Source organism: Streptomyces sp. NPDC048751 (genome assembly GCF_043198595.1).
Taxonomy (GTDB): Bacteria; Actinomycetota; Actinomycetes; order Streptomycetales; family Streptomycetaceae; genus Streptomyces.
The window spans coordinates 502,433-519,755 of the sequence record NZ_JBICUX010000001.1 but is presented as its reverse complement, the minus strand read 5'-3'; the positions used below and the strand labels follow the sequence as shown (position 1 = coordinate 519,755).

General features: G+C 67.9%; 14 protein-coding genes and 1 pseudogene. 8 read left to right on the top strand and 7 right to left on the bottom strand.

The annotated features are described in order from the left end of the window. Positions 1-468 precede the first annotated feature (468 nt). Positions 469-4,146, bottom strand: a complete 3,678-nt coding sequence (locus tag ACGFNV_RS02315) for a family 78 glycoside hydrolase catalytic domain (RefSeq protein ID WP_393618691.1) — start codon at positions 4,144-4,146, stop codon at positions 469-471. A 465-nt stretch (positions 4,147-4,611) separates the two neighbouring features. Between ACGFNV_RS02315 and ACGFNV_RS02310 the strand changes: the two are divergent. The 4 genes and pseudogenes from ACGFNV_RS02310 to ACGFNV_RS02295 form a co-directional block, all read left to right on the top strand. Further along, a pseudogene (locus ACGFNV_RS02310) lies at positions 4,612-4,827 on the top strand (dioxygenase); the annotation flags it as partial. A gap of 95 nt (positions 4,828-4,922) precedes the next feature. Further along, positions 4,923-5,531 (top strand): hypothetical protein, encoded by a 609-nt coding sequence (locus ACGFNV_RS02305; protein ID WP_393619977.1) that lies wholly within the window; start codon positions 4,923-4,925, stop codon positions 5,529-5,531. 87 nt (positions 5,532-5,618) lie between these two features. Then, a complete protein-coding gene (locus ACGFNV_RS02300) occupies positions 5,619-6,401 on the top strand; it encodes a fumarylacetoacetate hydrolase family protein (RefSeq protein WP_393618689.1) in 783 nt (260 codons plus the stop codon). Continuing rightward, positions 6,398-7,282, top strand: a complete 885-nt coding sequence (locus ACGFNV_RS02295; RefSeq protein WP_393618687.1) for an aldolase/citrate lyase family protein — start codon at positions 6,398-6,400, stop codon at positions 7,280-7,282. The genes ACGFNV_RS02300 and ACGFNV_RS02295 overlap by 4 nt, the downstream gene beginning before the upstream one ends. Positions 7,283-7,609: 327 nt before the next feature. Here the strand turns inward: ACGFNV_RS02295 and ACGFNV_RS02290 are convergent, their stop codons facing one another. The 4 genes from ACGFNV_RS02290 to ACGFNV_RS02275 form a co-directional block, all read right to left on the bottom strand. After that, positions 7,610-8,188 (bottom strand): NADPH-dependent FMN reductase, encoded by a 579-nt coding sequence (locus ACGFNV_RS02290; RefSeq protein WP_393618686.1) that lies wholly within the window; start codon positions 8,186-8,188, stop codon positions 7,610-7,612. Between the two features lie 232 nt (positions 8,189-8,420). Next, positions 8,421-9,020: a flavin reductase family protein gene (locus tag ACGFNV_RS02285; protein ID WP_393618685.1), complete on the bottom strand. Its 600-nt coding sequence runs from the start codon at positions 9,018-9,020 to the stop codon at positions 8,421-8,423. Positions 9,021-9,678: 658 nt separating this feature from the next. Then, entirely contained in the window at positions 9,679-10,752 is a 1,074-nt protein-coding gene (locus ACGFNV_RS02280; protein ID WP_393618683.1) for a maleylacetate reductase, read from the bottom strand. After that, positions 10,749-11,630, bottom strand: coding sequence for a dioxygenase (locus ACGFNV_RS02275; RefSeq protein ID WP_393618682.1), 882 nt, complete (start codon positions 11,628-11,630; stop codon positions 10,749-10,751). The genes ACGFNV_RS02280 and ACGFNV_RS02275 overlap by 4 nt, the downstream gene beginning before the upstream one ends. A 263-nt stretch (positions 11,631-11,893) precedes the next feature. Between ACGFNV_RS02275 and ACGFNV_RS02270 the strand changes: the two genes are divergently transcribed. Together ACGFNV_RS02270 and ACGFNV_RS02265 are read left to right on the top strand one after the other, a co-directional pair. After that, on the top strand, positions 11,894-12,934 hold the full coding sequence (locus tag ACGFNV_RS02270; protein WP_393618681.1) for an AraC family transcriptional regulator: 1,041 nt from the start codon (positions 11,894-11,896) through the stop codon (positions 12,932-12,934). 611 nt (positions 12,935-13,545) lie between these two features. Then, a complete protein-coding gene (locus ACGFNV_RS02265) occupies positions 13,546-14,229 on the top strand; it encodes a CoA-transferase (protein ID WP_393619975.1) in 684 nt (227 codons plus the stop codon). Here ACGFNV_RS02265 and ACGFNV_RS02260 read toward each other — a convergent pair. Together ACGFNV_RS02260 and ACGFNV_RS02255 are read right to left on the bottom strand one after the other, a co-directional pair. Next, positions 14,204-14,584, bottom strand: a complete 381-nt coding sequence (locus tag ACGFNV_RS02260) for a nuclear transport factor 2 family protein (protein WP_393618680.1) — start codon at positions 14,582-14,584, stop codon at positions 14,204-14,206. The genes ACGFNV_RS02265 and ACGFNV_RS02260 overlap by 26 nt on opposite strands. Positions 14,585-15,176: 592 nt before the next feature. Then, on the bottom strand, positions 15,177-16,427 hold the full coding sequence (locus tag ACGFNV_RS02255) for an acyl-CoA dehydrogenase family protein (RefSeq protein ID WP_393618678.1): 1,251 nt from the start codon (positions 16,425-16,427) through the stop codon (positions 15,177-15,179). A gap of 160 nt (positions 16,428-16,587) precedes the next feature. On the opposite strand from ACGFNV_RS02255, the gene ACGFNV_RS02250 reads away from it, so the two are divergent. Together ACGFNV_RS02250 and ACGFNV_RS02245 are read left to right on the top strand one after the other, a co-directional pair. After that, positions 16,588-16,737: a hypothetical protein gene (locus tag ACGFNV_RS02250; RefSeq protein WP_393618677.1), complete on the top strand. Its 150-nt coding sequence runs from the start codon at positions 16,588-16,590 to the stop codon at positions 16,735-16,737. Continuing rightward, positions 16,737-17,219 carry a VOC family protein gene (locus ACGFNV_RS02245; RefSeq protein WP_393618676.1) on the top strand — a complete coding sequence of 161 codons (483 nt, stop codon included), beginning with the start codon at positions 16,737-16,739 and terminating at the stop codon, positions 17,217-17,219. Before ACGFNV_RS02250 ends, ACGFNV_RS02245 begins: the two co-directional genes overlap by 1 nt. The last annotated feature ends 104 nt before the right edge of the window (positions 17,220-17,323 follow it).

Here is a 17,323-nt window from a genome sequence, read left to right as displayed (position 1 = left end):
AGCTCCCACTGCCCATTGCGGCGTGTCTAGTGGGGAGCGGCCGGCGCGGCAGCGTGATCGGCACTCCGTTGGCCGCCCTGATCGGCGGCATCCTTCTGGCCGCCCGCACTTCGGCGGCGTGCTGGGCGAGCACTGAGTGTTCGATCGGGCCGTGGAGGCCAAAGCCTCAGCAACTGTCTGCCAGTTGGGAATCCCTTTCGTGCCGTAATCTCCGCCTGGCGGCGGCTTCCTCACCGGTGCGTGAAGTCGGCCGCCGCCTGTCCGCGCGCTGCCGGCTCTGGCGCGGAGCAAGTATCGCGGTGCCCCAGCCGTCCACGCCTGGCTGCCGGCCGAGGGTGACGACAACGTGCCCACCCCGGGCACCCACAGCCCCGCCGTCCGGAGGAGGACGTCGCTGCGGACTTCATGCCCACCGGGTGCCCGCCCGCACGCGCCGGGTACGGCGGGCCCCGCACCAGCGCCCGCCCTTCAGGCGTTGAAGCGGTACGCCCCCGCCCGCGCCCGGTACACCTTGTACCCGGCGCCTCCGGAGGTGTCGTCGCGGAGGTGGGTGACCCCCCTGGGGGCAGTAACCGGCTTGTCCTGCGTGGGCACCCAGATCTCGGCATCCGTGTTGTAGGGGACCGTGACCACGAGTTCGATCCTGCCGTCCTCACGCCGCCGCCACTCCGAGGACACCCTGCCGCGCACCGTGTCGATCGAGGCGCTGACGTGGTCGAGAGTGGCAGGTGACAGGTCGGTGTCGTCGACGCCGTTCGGGATCTGGCTGTTGACTGCGGCCGAGGGGATGTACGGGCGGATCCGCAGCGTCTCGTAGGCGGTTGAGGTCGGCCTGATGCCGGCCAGGCTCTGGTAGAACCAGGTGGCCACGTTGGAGCGGTAGTGGTGGTTGACCGAGAGTCGGTCGGTCCACTGTTCCCACAGGGACGTGGCGCCCTTGGCGATCTGGTACACGTACCCGGGCAGCCCGGTCTGGGTGACGGCCTTGAGCGCGATGTCCGTGTAGCCGTATTCGCTGAGGATGTTGAACTCGTAGCGCGAGCCGTACATGTCGTTCTGGATGTGCTGGTCCGCGGCCGCGATCCGGTCGGCGAGCAGCTTCGCCAGGGCCTTGTTGTTCTCGGCGAGCGTCTTGGTGCCGGCCAGGTGGCGGGGGTCGTCAGTGTCCAGGTCGGAGCCGGGGACCAGGTCGAAGGCGATGGCCATGGCGTTCTCGCTGGAGATGCTGCCTTGGGTGAAGCAACCCTTGGACGCGTCCCAGTAGTTGGCGATGAACGCCTTGCGCAGGGTTCGTGCCAGCCGAGCGTAGTGGGCCGCCCGGCGCTTGCGGCCGATCATGCGTCCCACCTCGTCCATGTAGTCGCAGAAGTGGATGTAGAAGGCGAGGCTGATGACGGCGTTGCTGCCGGGGGCCTCGGCTCCGGAGTAGGCGCCCAGGGAGGCTTCGAACTTGTAGTCGTTCTCGGCGGTGAACAGCGTCTCGTAGTACTTCAGGAGCGTGTCCTGGTGGTCGTACAGCTCGGCGAAGAGGCTGCTGTTGCCGTAGTAGGTGTACAGCTCCCTCGGCACGACGAAGTAGGCCGAGTCCCAGGCGGGCACTGCCTTCCACGCGGCGTTCCAGCCGGGGGTGCGGTCGTAGCCGTAGCCGCCCTTGGCGATGGGGACGAACATGGGGAGCTGGCCGGTGGAGATCTGCGTGTCGGGGAAGTGGCGCAGGTAGTTGGTGAGGACGGCGTTGACGTCCCAGGTAAGGGACTCGGACTCGGAGCTGGCCATGGCGTCGCCGGTCCAGCCGTTCTTCTCGCGTGACGGGGTGTCGGTGGGCTTCTGTACGAGGTTGTTCTGCTCGGCCCACTCCAGGTTGCGCTGCAGGCGGTTGAGCAGGGCGTTGTCGGTGGTGAAGGTGCCGGTGCGGGCAAAGCCTGAGCGGGCGACGCCGACTGTCAGGAGGTCCGCGTCGCGCTTCAGGTCGGGGGCTCGCCCGAGGACGGCCTCGAGGTTCATGACCTCCAGATAGCGCAAGCCGAAGTGGCTGAACTGCTGCTCCCAGGTCTGCGTCGAACGGCGGCCCAGCGTGTAGTAGTGCGTCTGCAGGTTGGCGTCGTGCTGGAAGTTCTCCTCCTCGACGGAGAACGGGGAGGAGGCCGTGCCGTCGCCGCCGTTGATGCGGTTGCCACCCCGGATACGGAGGGTGAGGCCCTCTTTGCCGGAGCGGACGCCGGTGAGGGACAGTCGGACGAGGCCGGTCATGATCTGGCCGTAGTCCAGGACCCAGACGCCCGAGCCGGGTGCCGTCTCGGTGAGCGAGATCGGGCGCAGGGTCTGGTTGACCAGCACCGGTTCCGCCTCGTGGGCGCGTACCGTCACCGCTCGGAAGCCGTCGGGGATCGTCGTGGCGGGGAGCGCGCCATGGTACTCGGGGGACGGTCCGGAGCAACTGCCCGGCGGGATCAGCACGGTGGCCGGACGCCAGTCGCGACCAGTGCGGTGGCCGACCGAGCGCCACTCACCCAACTCGTCGGCGCGGCGGGCGTCGTACTTCTCCCCCGAGTAGACCGAGTCGAAGGTCGTGGGTCCGTCCGCGGTGAGCCAGTCCTTGTCAGTGACGAGGGTGGTGGCCGTGCCGTCGGTGTAGGTCACGACGAGCTTGGCGCGCAGGCGGGGTGCGCCGCTGTAGGGGGCGAGCTGCCAGTACCACTCCTGAGGGGTCGTCACCCCGTACCAGCCACGCCCGAGTTCGGCGGCGACGACGTTCTCGCGGCCCTCCCGGAGCAGTGCGGTGACGTCGAAGGTGTCGTAGAGGACGGTGCGGTCGTAGGTGCTCTGGTCGGTGAGCAGGCGGGGCACGTTGGTGTGGTCGTGGGTCGCTCGCTTGCCGTCGACGGTGAGGGGGTCGCCGTTGACGGTGAAGGTGACGTTGCCGGCGGCGCTCAGGTGCAGGCGGGCTTTGGAGACGCGGCGGCCGCGGGGCAGGGTGAAGGCGCGGCGCAACAGAGGGGCCGGGTTGGCGATGGGGAGAATCGCGTTCTTGGCGGGGATGAAGGGGTTCTTCGGCGGGAAGGTCAGGCCCGAGAGCGTTCCGATGCCGGCCTCGAACGGATTGGCGCCGGTGGTGAGGTCGACGGCGAAGTCAGGGGCGCCGGTGCCGGTCACCGTGACGTTGCGGATGGTCGCGTTGCTGCCGCCGGCGAAGCCGAAGCTGCCGTGTCGGCGGATCTGGTCGCCGGTGAGGGTGCGGCTGTCGACCTCGACGCCGTTGACCGTGGTTGTGACGGTGAGGCCCCGCGCCTCGACCTGGACGGTGTGGTCGCGGGTGGCCCAGGTGTTCTTGGTCAGGCCGGTCGAGGCGGGGAGGGTGACCGTCGCGACAGGGACGGTGCGGGTGCCCGCGGTGGTGGGGTTGGTCTCGCTCTGGGGGTCGTAGTGGTTCACGCCCCAGTCAGGCTCGGAGGTGCCGTCGTCGATCCAGGTGTTGCCGGCGTAGTGGCGGGTCGTCATGGCCAGCTGCATGTCGTCGCCGCTCTGCCTGACGGTCCAGTTCAGGCCCTCACCCCAGGTCTTGCCGATGGGTTCGGCGCGCAGCAGCAGGGACAGGCCGGCGGTGGGGTCTGTGCCGCCGCGGAAGACGACCGTCGCGGTGAGGTCTCGCCAGTCGTGGTCCTGGGGCTGGCGCCCGCCGATCCACTGCGCACCGGACCAATCCTTCTCGCCCTTCAGCAGGCCGGTCTCCCATCGCGCGGGCTCGCTCCAGGGCCCGGGAATGCCCTTCTCGTCCCAGCTGCGAACCTTCCAGAAGTACGCCTGCTCCGAGTTCAACGCGGCTCCGTCGTAAGGGACTTCGATGCTGTTGGAGCTCGCCACCTTGCCGCTGCGCCAGACGTCCTCGGTGCCGGGGGCGGTGCCGACCCGGATCTCGTACGCGCTCTGCCTGGCGACCGGAGGCACCCAGCTGAAGGCCGGCACGGTCTCGGTACTCAGCGGCTCGGTGCGGGAGTTGACCTGCAATCCGGCCGGTGCGGCAACGTGTCCGCCCGCCGCCCGGGCATACGGCGCGGCGGCGAGCGGGAGGGAGGCTCCGGCCGCCGCCGCGGTCATGATGCCGATCATGTGCCGGCGGCTCAGGGCACTTCTGTTGTCCTCGTCCACGGATCGTTCCTTTCGTGAGCAGAAGGAATTGAAACGATTCAATACCTTCCAAGTGGAAAGCTTACGAACGGCGCAGGCGAAGCACAATGATCCGATTCAGTCCGGCTTCGAGAGTCACGTCCCCGACGCGGACCGGGGCAGGTGCGCTCGTGACGACCTCGCACTCGGCCGTCCCGGTCCACTCCGGCCTCCACCGCGGCGATGGCCACGTGGTAGCTGCGCTGAGCGAGGTCGTGCGCGCTTACTCGGTGCTGCCCAGGGGGTGCTTCCGTCTTTCGTCGCGTGCAGTTCTGGCTTCTCCCTCCCTCGGTGGCGCACCACTGGGTCTGGTACTTCATCCGGGTCGCGGAGCCTCGATGTTCACTGGACGGACAGTGGCGTTGTACGGGCGGAACGGCCTTCCGATACTCGCGTGTGAGTGCTTGCCGCGGGGTCGGCAGCCGACCGTGACGAGGAGACGCCGAAGTGATCATCCAGGATGAAACCCAGCTCACCGCGGCGGTGCTTGCCGAGACCGAGCGGGCCTGCGACCCGCGTGTCAAGGAGATCATCCAGGCGCTGGTGCGCCATCTGCACGGTTTCGCCCGCGAAGTACGGCTGACCGAGAAGGAGTTCGACGCCGCCGTCAATATCGTGACCCGGCTCGGCCGGCTCACCACGGCCAGCCACAACGAGGTCAGGCTGATGGCGGGCTCGCTGGGCCTGTCGACGCTGGTGTCCCTGATGAACAATGGCACCGAGGACAGGCCCACCTCGGCGAACCTGCTCGGCCCGTTCTGGCGCCAGGGCAGTCCGACCATGAACAACGCGAATCGATCGTCCGCTCGCCCACCGAGGGACCACCACTGTTCTTCACCGGCCGGATCGTCGACACCGAGGGAAACGCGGTCGCCGGCGCGGAAGTCGACATCTGGCACGCATCACCGGCCGGCCTGTATGAAAACCAGGACCCCGAGCAGGCCGAGTGGAATCTGCGCGGCAAGTTCTTCAGCGACGAGGAAGGTGTGTTCGCCTTCCGCAGCATCAGGCCTTCCGGTTACCCGATACCGATGGACGGGCCCGTGGGCGATCTCCTGACGGCGCTCAAACGCCACCCCTTCCGGCCGGCACACCTCCACGCGCTGATCTTCAAACCGGGCTGCAAGACGATCGCGTCCCAGCTGTACAGCCACGACGACCCCATGCTGGAAACCGACGCGCAGTTCGGCGTCGTACAGAATCTCGTCGGCACGTATGTGCGCCACGAGAACGAGCCGGCACCGGACCCGGACGTGACCGAACCCTGGTACAGCCTCGAGTTCACCTTCGTCGTCGAGCCGGGTGAGGCCTGGCTGCCGACGCCACCGGTGTCGGCCAAGCGCGACACGACGTCGGACAGCGTGTGACGTGATCGTGCCATCACCCAGCAGAGGCATGCCCTGCTCCACCCGCGCGCCGCGCGACCGCGCTCCGCACCTCCCGAGAGGAAACCGGTGATCACCGAAGCAGAACGTCGCGCAGCCGCGGCTGCCCTCATGCAAGCCGACCGTGATCGTCAGCCGATCGCCCAGCTCAGCCTGACCTATCCCGATCTGGAGATCGTCGATGCTTATGCCATTCAGCAACTCTGGGCAGCGGAGCGTGTGGCGGCCGGAGCTCAGCTCGTCGGGCACAAGATCGGACTGACGTCTCGTGCCATGCAGATGGCCTCGCAGATGACGGAACCCGACTACGGTTTTCTCACCGACGACATGGTCGTGGGCGACGGCGCCTGTCTCGACGTGAGCCGCTACACAAAGCCCAGACTGGAGGTCGAGCTCGCGTTCGTACTCGGCTCGGACCTGTATGGGCCGAACCTGCGCGTCCACGACGTCCTGCGGGCGACGGAGTACGTCGTCCCCGCGCTCGAGGTCATCGACTACCGCACCGAGGTGCCGCGCGCGATCACCGACACCATCGCGGACAACGCCGCGGCCGCGGCGATGGTCGTCGGTGGGCGGGTCGTGCGTCCGATGGACGTCGATCTCCGGTGGGTGGCTGCGACGTTGGCGAAGAACGGTGTGATCGAGGAGTCCGGGGTCTCGGCCGCCGTCATGGGACACCCGGCGGCAGGCATCGCCTGGCTCGGCAACAAGCTCGCTGCGGTCGGCCAGCATCTTGAAGCCGGTCAGCTGCTGCTGTCGGGCTCGTTCACCCGGCCCGTCTCGGTCGAACCGAACACCGTCATCCACGCCGACTTCGGCCCGTTGGGCTCGATCGGGGTGGCGTTCCGGTGACCGTGGACAACCCGCTGGCCGGCGCATCGCGGCCCGCACCGGGCCAGTGGCCCCTGCCGCCGAACGCGTTCAAAGCGGCGCTCGCCCGAGGCGAGCAGATGATCGGCATATGGTGCTCGCTGGCAGACCCGTACCCGGCCGAGATCGTCGCCAGCGCCGGCTTCGACTGGCTGCTGCTCGACACCGAACACTCGCACGCCGACATCGCGACCGTGCTCTCACAGCTCCAGGCGGTCGCCCCCTATCCCTGCTCGCCCGTGGTGCGTCCCCCAGTCAACGATCCCGTCGTGATCAAGCGGCTCCTGGACGTTGGCGCGCAGTCCCTGCTGATTCCGCAGGTCGAGTCGGCCGAAGAAGCACGCGCCGCCGTCGCCGCCACCCGTTACGCCCCCACGGGCGTCCGCGGCGTGGCGGCATTGACCAGAGCCACCCGGTTCGGTCGGGTCAAGGACTATGCCGAGCTGGCGCACACCGAACTGTGCGTGCTCATCCAGGTCGAATCGCGGCACGCCCTGGAGCAGATCGGGCCGATCGCGTCCGTCGACGGCGTGGACGGGATCTTCATCGGCCCCAGCGACCTGGCCGCCAGCCTCGGTCACCCCGGAGACCCGAACGCACCTGGCGTCATCGAGGCGGTGGAGAAGGCAATCGGACGCGTGCGCGCGGCGGGCAAACCGGCCGGTGTCCTGACGACCAACCCCACGTTCGCGCGACGGTGCATCGATCTCGGGACCACGTTCACCGCCGTCGGCGTGGACGTAGGCCTGCTGGCACGCGGCGCCGACGCCCTCGCCCAGGCTTTCCGGCAACAGGCCGCGGCGGCTGCCGCGCCTGCCATCGTGGGCGGATCCTCGGAGGCTCCCATGAGGGTGGAGTCGTAGGGCCTGCCACCACAGGTCCGTCGTTCACCACGAAAGGACGTCGGCTTCGCCACGCCGTGGCCGACACAGTCCGGTAGCGGACCGCCCCTGGACTGACCAAAGTTCCGCTGTCGCCGTAGGCCTTCTCACGCATCTCTCCGCGACCCTGGCTGAGCAAGTCACGGGGATGAGTCGCAGGCCCCCCAGACTTCGCCGTCCGGCCTGCCCAGTTGGCGGGGCCCTGCCGCTCAGCGCGACGCCGAGGACAGGGGCCGGCCTCGGCGAGCGTGCCCCGGGCGGCTGCCAGGCCGGCGAGAACATCCCGGGCGACCGCGCGACTGGCGCAGGTCACGCCGTCGTAGTCGAGCGCAGTGCGCGCAAGGCCTCGTCGACGCGCACGAGTTCGTCAAGCATCACTGTCGCGGATCCGGCCATGACGTCGTTCGCAACCAAGCCCTGTTCCTCGTCGATGAGTTGGTGCACGAAAGGAATCGACACCGACTCGACGACCGGTGTCATTTTCAAGGTGGTCACGACCTGCTTGATCATCTGCGCGGCCCTGGTGCCGGCCGAGACACCGCCGTAGCTGACCAGGCCGACCGGCTTGTACTGCCACTCGCGGTGCAGGTAGTCGATGGCGTTCTTCAACTCGGCGTTGTAGCCGAAGTTGTACTCCGGCATCACGAACACGAAGGCGTCCGCCTCCGCGACCTTGGCGCTCCAGTCACGGGTGTGCTGGTGAGTGTACGTACCCAGGCGCGGGTGGTGCGGCTCGTTCATGAAGGGCAGGTCGACCTCGGCCAGGTCCACCAGCTCGATGTCGTCGAATCCACCGTGTTCCTTGGCGTGGCTCTCGAACCACTCACCGATGGTAAGGCCGATCCGGCCCGGCCGCGTGCTCGCGATGATGATCTTCAGCTTGGCCATGGGAAGTTCTCTACTCCTTTGATACGGGACGCGGGGTGTGGCGACATGTGGGTCCCAGGGCACCGGGTCGAACAGGCGTTTTCGGAGCGGATGCGACGCTCCGCACCTGGGAGCGCCCCACTCACTGCAGCGGGTTGGAGAACCTGAAGCTGCGGGCGCCGCCGATGTCGAGGAGCATGTCGACGGCGTCACGGAACCAGGCTCCTTCGGCTATTCCCGAGATGTGATCGCGCTAGTATGCGGCCGGGACCAACTGGGACAGCTCGCTGAGCTGATGCCAGGTCCGGTTGTGGTAAACCAGCGGACCCGACGCGTCACTTCGGGTGTCGGCGCCCGTTGGCGCATGGTGCGCGTGGGTGGCGTTGACGACGACGAGCGTCGAAGCCCCGGCCGTGAAGGTGGCCGCGATCCTGCCCCGGATGCTTACCGGAGCCGCGACGAAGTGCGGCTCGCCCGTCGGCAGCCGGGTCCAAGCGGCGGTGTCCGCGAAGCGGTCCGCTCCGCTCGTCGCGCAAAGACGTGCGAGGTCGACCTGACCGGCCCCCAGTAGGTGTACGACCACGGACGACGACTCCAGGATCGTCGGCGTCGACGAAGAGAGAGTCGAGGCGGAGAACACGAGAAGAGGGGGCGTTGTGCTCACTGATATCACCGATGTCGCGGTCAGGGCGACCGGACCTCGGCCGGCGTCAGCGGTCACTACCGCGACGCCGCCCGCATGGTTGCGGAACGCCTCGCGGAAATCGTCAGGCGACAGCCCCGGCTCCAGAGAAAGTTCGTCGATCAGCGCGACGTGCTGTCGCGCCTGCTTGTAATCAGTGAGTTCAGACATCGGCGGCGTCTCCAGTCAACATCGACGAAACGATGTATTCATGGAACCCGAAGGGCCGACCTGCCCTCTTGCCCGATCTCACCAAATTGTCCTTTGCCGATTGCGCCTACGAACCAACGTCTCGTCGAGCGACTGGTTGCGTGGTCGGCGCGGGAGAGCTCGCATCTGGGCCGATAACGGCCGCGAGCCGCAACGCGGCGCCCAGTTCGAGTTGCCGGGTCCTGATCTCTGGCCGAGCGGTTCCTCCGTGCACTTGACGCGAAAGTTGACGGTCTTCTTCGCCACGAACACAGCGCGAGCCACGTCCTCCGGTCGGCAGTTGGCATTGCAAGTACACCTGCAACGTCTAGCGGAGCACGCGCGGCGCTTGTTTCACGGATCGGGCTCGGTGTCGCCGGGTTCGACCGGCTCCTCCCCCTCCGCGCGGCTGATACGGCTCGCCGTTGTGGGCAGCGGGCCGAAGTTCCGGGTGGACTTGTTGCAGACGCGGTTTCCGTGCCGGTCGCCGCGGCATCTCCACCTCGAGCTCATCGGCCAGGGGCTGGCGGGCGAATTCGTTGTCGGCGTCCGCCACAGTCTCGGCTGTGGACGCGATGACTTTGTTCGTGCTTGTCGGCTTCGAACGTGATCCGGCTGCGCTGCTGGGGCGGGCGTGTTCTCAGGCGGTCGGGGGTTGTCCGGACCAGGCGGCGCGCAGGAGGTGGCCGAGGCCGTCCGCGGTGACCGCGCGCGGGTTGGCATAGGGGTTGGCCAGCGCGATCTGGACGATCCGGTCGATGGCGGTCTCGGCCATGCCGAGTTCCCGCAGGGACCGCGGGGCGCCGAGCCGATCGGCAAGGTCCCACAGATACGTGGCCGGGTCGGCGGAGGTGCCTAGGGCGCGGCCGAGCGCGGCCACCGCTTTGGGCGCCGCGTTCTGGTTGTAGGCGAGGGCGTGCGGGAGCACCACGGTGTGGGTGGGGGCGTGCGGCAGGTCGAGGGTGCCGCCGAGGGCGTGGCAGAGCTTGTGGTGCAGGGACATGGTGGTGGCGCCGAGGCAGGCGCCGCACAGCCAGGCGCCGTACTGGGCACGGGCGCGGGCGTCGAGGTCGGTGCCGTCGGCGACGAGGTCCGGGAGCGCGGCGGCCAGCGCCCGCACGCCTTCCTCGGCCATCAGGTCGATGACCGGGGAGGCGTCGGGGGCGTAGAGGGCCTCGACGGCGTGCGCGATCGCGTTCATGCCGCTGGTCGCGGAGACCGCCGCCGGCAAGGTCACGGTGAGAGCGGGGTCGTACAGCACCGAGACCGGCAGGACGCGTGGATCGCGGCCGGTGCGCTTGACGCCGTTCTCCGTCAGACCCCACACCGGCGTCATCTCGGACCCGGCGTACGTCGTCGGAACGGCGATGACCGGCAGGCCGTACCGGAGGGCGACGATCTTCCCGAGGCCGATCGCCGAACCGCCGCCGACGGCGACGCAGCCGTCCGCGCTCACCTCTTCCGCGCGTCTTTGGGCCTCGGCCGCCGACTCGGCGGGCACGTGCATCCGGGCGTGGGGGTGGATGTCCACAGCGCGCGGGCCGATGAGGTCGGCGACCATCGCGGCGAGCTCCCGCTGTCCGGGCGAGCACAGCACCATGACCCGCTTGAGGCCGGCGTGGTCGATCTCGTCGGCGAGTCGGTCGAGGGCGCCGGTGCCCAGCACCACGCGCATCGGGAGCGCCTGGTAACTGAAGTTGAGCGGGGTGTTCACCGGGCGTCCTTGTCCGTCTCGGGGGCGACGGTGATGTCGAACTCGGCCATGCGGAACGGAGCGGTGACCCGGTACTTGAAAGCCTTCTCCTCGTCGTCGACCTGTGGAAAGTCGACGACCAGGCTCTCCTTCACGGCGAAGACGGCATCCGAGTCCAGGTAGGGACCGTCGGCTACGAAGATGTGCGTTGTCAGCGGCCGGTAGCCGTCGGCCTCAACGATGAAGTGGATGTGCGCCGGGCGGTAGGGGTGCCGCCCGGCGGCGCCGAGCAGCACTCCCACCGGGCCGTCGGTCGGAATGGGGTAGTGGCTCGGCACCACCGTGCGGAACCACACGCGGCCTTCGTCATCGGACGTGAACAGTCCCCGTCCGTTGCCCAGCGGCTGGACGTCGGGCTGCTGCACGTCGTAGAAGCCGTCCTCGGTGCACTGCCACACGTCCACGCTCGCTCCGGCCAGTGGGCCGCCGTCCGCCGATGTGACGCGGAGCGACACGACACAGGGTGTTCCGGTGCCCAGGAGGTCGATGGTGTCGCCACTCTCGCGCTTGGGGGACTCGACGACGTGGAAGGGTCCAAGGACCGTGCTCTCGGTGCCGCCGCCCTGCTCGTTCACCGTCTCCACCAGCATGGAGACCCCCAGCACGTCGGAGAGCAGGATGAACTCCTGACGGGTGGGGTCACATTTCTGCCCGACGGCCGTGAGGTAGTCCACCGCGTACTCCCATTCCTCAATCGTGGGGCGCAGCTCACGGACGTAACCGTGCAGATGGCGGACGAGCCCTTGGAGCAGTTCACGCAACCGCGGGTCCGGGGTGTCGCGGAAACTGTCGACGGCCGCGGCGGTGATGGCCTTCGTCGCTTCGTCGGTTCCGGGCATGACATACCTCCAGTGGTGGCGAGCGATCGATGAAACGGTACGAAGCCCCAGCCGGGGGCAATATCCGCGAAGCGCGACCGGGAGCCGCATCACGCGACGAGTGGCAAACGGCCCTCTTTGGAGGTGCGGCCGGGAGGACTCACGGAAAGCTCGCATCCACCGTCTATGTGACGACGCTCTCACCAAGCCGATGACCTGGCAGTACTACAGGAACCCACTGCTCGCCCCTTGTTGATCACGGGAGGCGGGGATAACAATGGCGCATGGGCCGCTCACCCCTGGCGAGCCACGTGCTGTGCCACGATTCAGGCTTCGAGGATTTTCGCGAACGCCTCAACGACCTGTTCTATCCGGCGGATGTCATCTCCCTGTCGGGCGCCGAGGGCACCGGCGGCGAACTCCGTGGCACACGCACGGAACACATCACCATCGGACTGATGACCTTCGGCCAGCGCACACGCGTCGATCCCGGGCGAACGCCGTCGCATTACCACGTCAACGTCGTGCTCCAAGGCTCCATCGAAGCAGCCACCGGACGCCAGGAGATGACGGCCACCGCCGGCGAAGCCATGGTCTTCACACCGACACAGCAGCACCGGCTGCTGAGCTGCGAGGACGGTGCGAAACATCTGGGAATCAAGATCGACCGGAGTCTTGTCGAGGCCGAACTGCAGGCCCTCCTGGGCCGCCCTCTGCAGGCCCCGCTGGAATTCGCGTTCGACTTCGATCTGACGTCCGCGCCCGGGCGCAGTTGGCGCAACACTCTGGACCTGCTGCTGGCCGAGTCCGACAGCGCCGGCGGGCTCATCGGCCTGCGTGCGGTCCAGCAGCATTTCGAGCGCCTTCTGGTGAGCGGCCTACTGCTGGCGCAGACACACAACTACACGGAATCGCTGCTGCGTCCACAGCCGCCCGCCTACCCACGGACGGTACGCAAGGCCGTCGACCTGATAGACGCTCGCCCCGAGACCCCCTTCACCGTCGGGGACCTGGCACAGGCGGCGGGCGTCAGCGCCCGTCGCCTCCAGGAAGGTTTCAGGGAGTACCTCGGCGTGACCCCGATGACGTATCTGCGCAACGTTCGTCTGGACCGTGTCCACGCCGAACTCCTCACGGGCGCCACGGGGGTCACCGAATCGGCCGGACGGTGGGGTTTCACCCACCTCAGCCGGTTCTCCGCCGCCTATCGCCGGCGCTTCGGTGCCGCGCCCTCCGAGACACTGGCCGGGTCCGGCGGCCAGGACCGCGGCGGGTTCGGGGACCTCAGACACGGCGGCAAACGTATGTCGACTGAGCTGATGTGATGAGGTCTGGCCAGGGCTTCTGCCACAACAGGGGGAAGGCACTTTCCGCGTGCACACTGCCGGGTCGCGTCCCAAGTTCATCGTATGGGCCGACGGTCGCGGGGTGGTCAGTCGCGCTGTGTCCCGTCTGCTGGCCATCTGTCCGATGCCGCCGGTGTGACCGCGGCCTTCACCGACGCGCTGCGTCAACTGCGACCGCGCGGCTCCGGTCACGACCTCGATCTGATCGCGGTGGACCTGGCGCTGATGCCGACCGACGACGGTGAGGCGATCGCCGGCCCTGCCCGCCGCGGAACCAGGCCGAGGTGTTCGGCCTGGTCGCGTCCAATCCCAACTCGTGGCGACTGCTGGCGGACGTCGATCCGGCCACACTCAGCGCTCTGCGCTCGGCCTGTGCCACCGCCCATGAGATCGCCTGGCTGCACGGCGACGAAAATCCGGACATACCAGCCTCCCGTGCGGGAGGAAACGAGTGCCGGCTCTGGTCCTGGACATTGACGCCACCCTGGTCACCTGCCACTCCGAGAAGGAGCACGCGGCATTGACCTACGAAAAGGCTTCGGCTACTACCCGCTGCTGTGCTTCCTCGACAACGATGGAGAGGACCTGGCCTGCCTGCTGCGGCCTGGCAACGCCGCGGCGGAGGCCGCACTGGCCGCCGTCACATCGCACGTGACATCCCGGCCGGTTCCTTCGTCAACCTCGGTATCGGCCAGCCCACCAACCTCGCCGACCATCTGCCGGCCGGCTCCGGGGTGGTACTGCACACCGAGAACGGCATGCTCAACATGGGCCCGAAGGCCGAGGGCGACGCCGTCGACCCCGACCTGGCCAACGCCGGCAAGGTCCTGGTGACCGAGTCGCCCGGAGTGGCGTACTTCCATCACGCCGACTCCTTCGCGATGATGCGCGGCGGGCACCGCGACGTCTGCGTCCTCGGTGCCTACCAGGTCGCCTTCGACGGCGACCTCGCCAACTGGACGACCGGCAAACCCGACGACATCCCAGCCGTCGGCGGCGCCATGGACCTCGCCATCGGCGCCAAGGACGTCTACGTGATGATGACCCTCTTCACCCGCTCCGGCGAACCGAAACTCGTGCCGCGGTGCACCTACCGCCTGCACATCCGGGAGACGTACGGCATCAGTGCCCACGACCTCGCGGAACGACGCGGCGTCACGCTGTTTTGGGTTGGGCCTCGCGCCGTTATACGGCGGGGACGGGAACCAGGCTCGATCGGAACCACCGGCTCCCGCCCCGCCTGGCCGGTCAGGCGCCGTCGCTCTGCGGGATGAGCACCCGGAGCTCCGTGATCAGCCCGTCCGCTTCGATGGTCACGTGCTCGATGCCGCTCTGGGATCCGAGTCGGCCGTCAGCGGCGCGCCACGCCGTTATGAAGCGGACCTCGATCGTTCCTTCGTCGAGCACCGTGGTGGTCCACACGTGCTTGCTGTCGGCCAGGTCCGAGTAGAGGTTCCGGTAGAACTCCGTGATGTCGGCCAGGCCGGTCACCGGAGGGAGTTCGCCGAACTGCACGGTGGCCTTCGGCGCGAACACCGCCTCAAGCTGCTTGAGTGCTTCGGGGTCGTGCACCACGCGGTCGACGGTCGTCATGTAGCGATCGACCGCTGTCTCGGTCGTCCGAGTCATTGCATTTCCTCTTTCTGGTGTCAGTCCATCAGGGCTTTGCCGAGCTTGGCGCCGACCGAGGCGGAGGCGGCGCGGATCAATGAGCTGCGGGCTATGCGGCCGAAGCGGTTGGCGGGTATGAAGAAGTGCCATATGAGCAGGGCCTTCTTCTGCTAGCGGCGGCAGAGCGGCCGCCGTGGCGAGGGCTCTGACGAGCACGCGTGCCGGGCTCAGGAGCGCCTGCAGACGCGACAGTTCGTGCCCGTCGGCGCGGTGGATCAAATTCCGCTTTTCGCCGTCGGTCGCGTGCACCCACTCGGCGGCGGTGGCGGGTGTGTCCTGGTCGTAGCGATGATGTGGGGCTCATCCGCAGCTGAGCGAGGCTGAGCAGGGCCCGGCGGCCGACGCCCAGACACCGCCGACGGGAACCCATCTCGCGGCGGCGTCACCAAAACTGTCGGGTAAGCACACGCGGGGCAGAGCTGGACACGTCGACGTCCGACGGTTGGCGAGCACGTGAAGCCTCTGGCCGAGGCCTCATCTACCAGGGGCTTCACCACGTTGTCAGCCCAACTGCCGTGCAGCGGCAGTAGGGTGGCATGGCTCGTTCGCCCTAAATGGTGTTCAGGTCCAGCCCGAAGTGGGCCCTTGCCGTCATGACAGTGATGACAGGCACGTGCTCCGCGATCTGCGCCTTCGACATCTGCGTCACCAGGAAGTAGTCCTGCAGCGGCAGACCCTTCCGCGCCACTGAGGATCCCACCGAGCGGAACAGCAGTTCAGTGGCCTCGTGCGACAGCCGACACGACGCGTACAGCACGTTGCCGAGGGCGACCCAGTCCTCGAAGGAGGGGTGGTCGCCGCTCACCCAACGCTCGCCCAGGCGCTCGTAGTCGCGGGCTGCTGTGAGAAGGACCGCCTGTGCGGCGTCGATCGTCGCCCGCGCCTGGCCCCAGATCCTCTGGCCCTCTTCGTGCTTGTACCGCTCGACCAGCGGCGGGTACAGGCGCTTCTTGGTCAGGATGGTCTCTTCATAGGCATCGAGCGCCGCCCACGCCGCACCGACCTGGACAGCCGCGAGCGAGGCCGGATACAGCGGCTGGATCTGGCCCAGGTACAGGGGGTTACCGGTGGAACGGGTGCCGTGCGTGCCTTCAGGGAAGTTCGAGTATCCCCACTCGAACAGGGGAGACACGTTCTCGGCCGGGATGAAGACGTCCTCCACGACGACCGTGTTCGACCCGCTCGCGCCGAGGGCCATCGTGGCGTGTGCTCCCCAGTCGTCCCGTACGGTGTAGTCGCCGCGCGGGAGGAGAGCCACGGCCGGGACGGGGTCACTGCCCTCGGCCAGGATGATCGTGCTCACCATCGCGTGGGTCGAGTACGGGACACCGGACGAGTACGGCCACACCCCCGTGAGGCGGAATCCGCCGTCCGTGGGGACGAGCGCGCCTCGGGGGGTGGCGGAGTGCGGCGCGATGAAGACGCCGTCCTCGCCGAAGGCCTCCCGCACGACCTCCTCGGGAAAGTGCGCGACCAGGGGGATCGTGTGACCGGTCCCCAGGGTCAGGCACCAGCCGATGCCGGGGTCTCCGCGCGAGATCTCGATCATCGTCCGGTAGTACGTCTCCAGGCCGAACTCGTACCCGCCGTACTTCCGCGGCTGCACCAGGCGGTAGAAGCCGGCGTCCTCGAACGCCTCATGGATTTCGGCGGAGTACTTGCCCTCCTCTGCTGCTTTCACGCGATTCTCGCGGAGAGTCGGGCGCATCGCCGCCGCACGGGCGATGACGTCCTGCGGGGTGAGGTCCGGCTCCGGTACCCGGAGATCGCCGATCACAGCAGTTGTGTCGTTCGACGACATCGTCGTTCCCTTCGTCCGCTCCTTCTCACCTGGCCTCATTGCCGTGGGATGAGGAGTGGACCGAGTCAATCCCCCCACACCTGCGTGTCGCTTGCCCCGATCCGCCAAATCCGTTGCAGCGGATTGCCCCAGGGAGGCAAGCGAAATCGGCGCGCGCCGAATGAGCATGAGAGACGGCTGCTCGACGACCGCGCAGTCCTACGACGAAACGACGGAAGAGTTGGTGACGATGGTCGACGAAGACTTTTCGTACCCACTGACGGATCGGGCAGCGAGCCTGCGCGAGCTGGTCGAAGAAGGGCGCGTCTGATGGCGAGTGTCCAGCACCTGGCCGTACGCGTCTCGGACATCGAGCGCTCCACGAGGTTCTACGTCGAGACATTCGGCGGTAAGGAAGTCCTCCACCCGTATCACACCGGCAAGCAGATGACCGAGATCATCTTCGGCCTGAAGGACACCGACTACCGCATCGGATTCATCGAGCTGCCCGACGGCTTCGGCCTCGAGCTGTTCCAGTTCCTCCCCGATCGCAACCCCACGATCGGCGTGCCGCAGCCGGAGGCGTCGTTCATGCACTTCGCCATCGCCGTCGACGACGTCGCGGCCACGTTGGCGCGTGCAGTGGCGAACGGCGGGGAGAGCTTCGGCGATCCGGCCGGATGGGCTCCGGGCGACCCCGCGAAATACGCCTATGTCAAGGACCCGGACGGGAACATCCTTGAAGTGAACGACACCACGTGGGAGCGCATCCTGCACTCCGCGATCGAGCTGTACCCCGAGGCCAGGCGGTAACACGGGCTGGATCGAAGGGAGGGTCGGAGCGCGGTCCCCGGCCCTCCTGCTGACGCAACCCTTCAGCGAGCCGCGCGCGTATAGTTTGCTGCCATCAGGCCCGA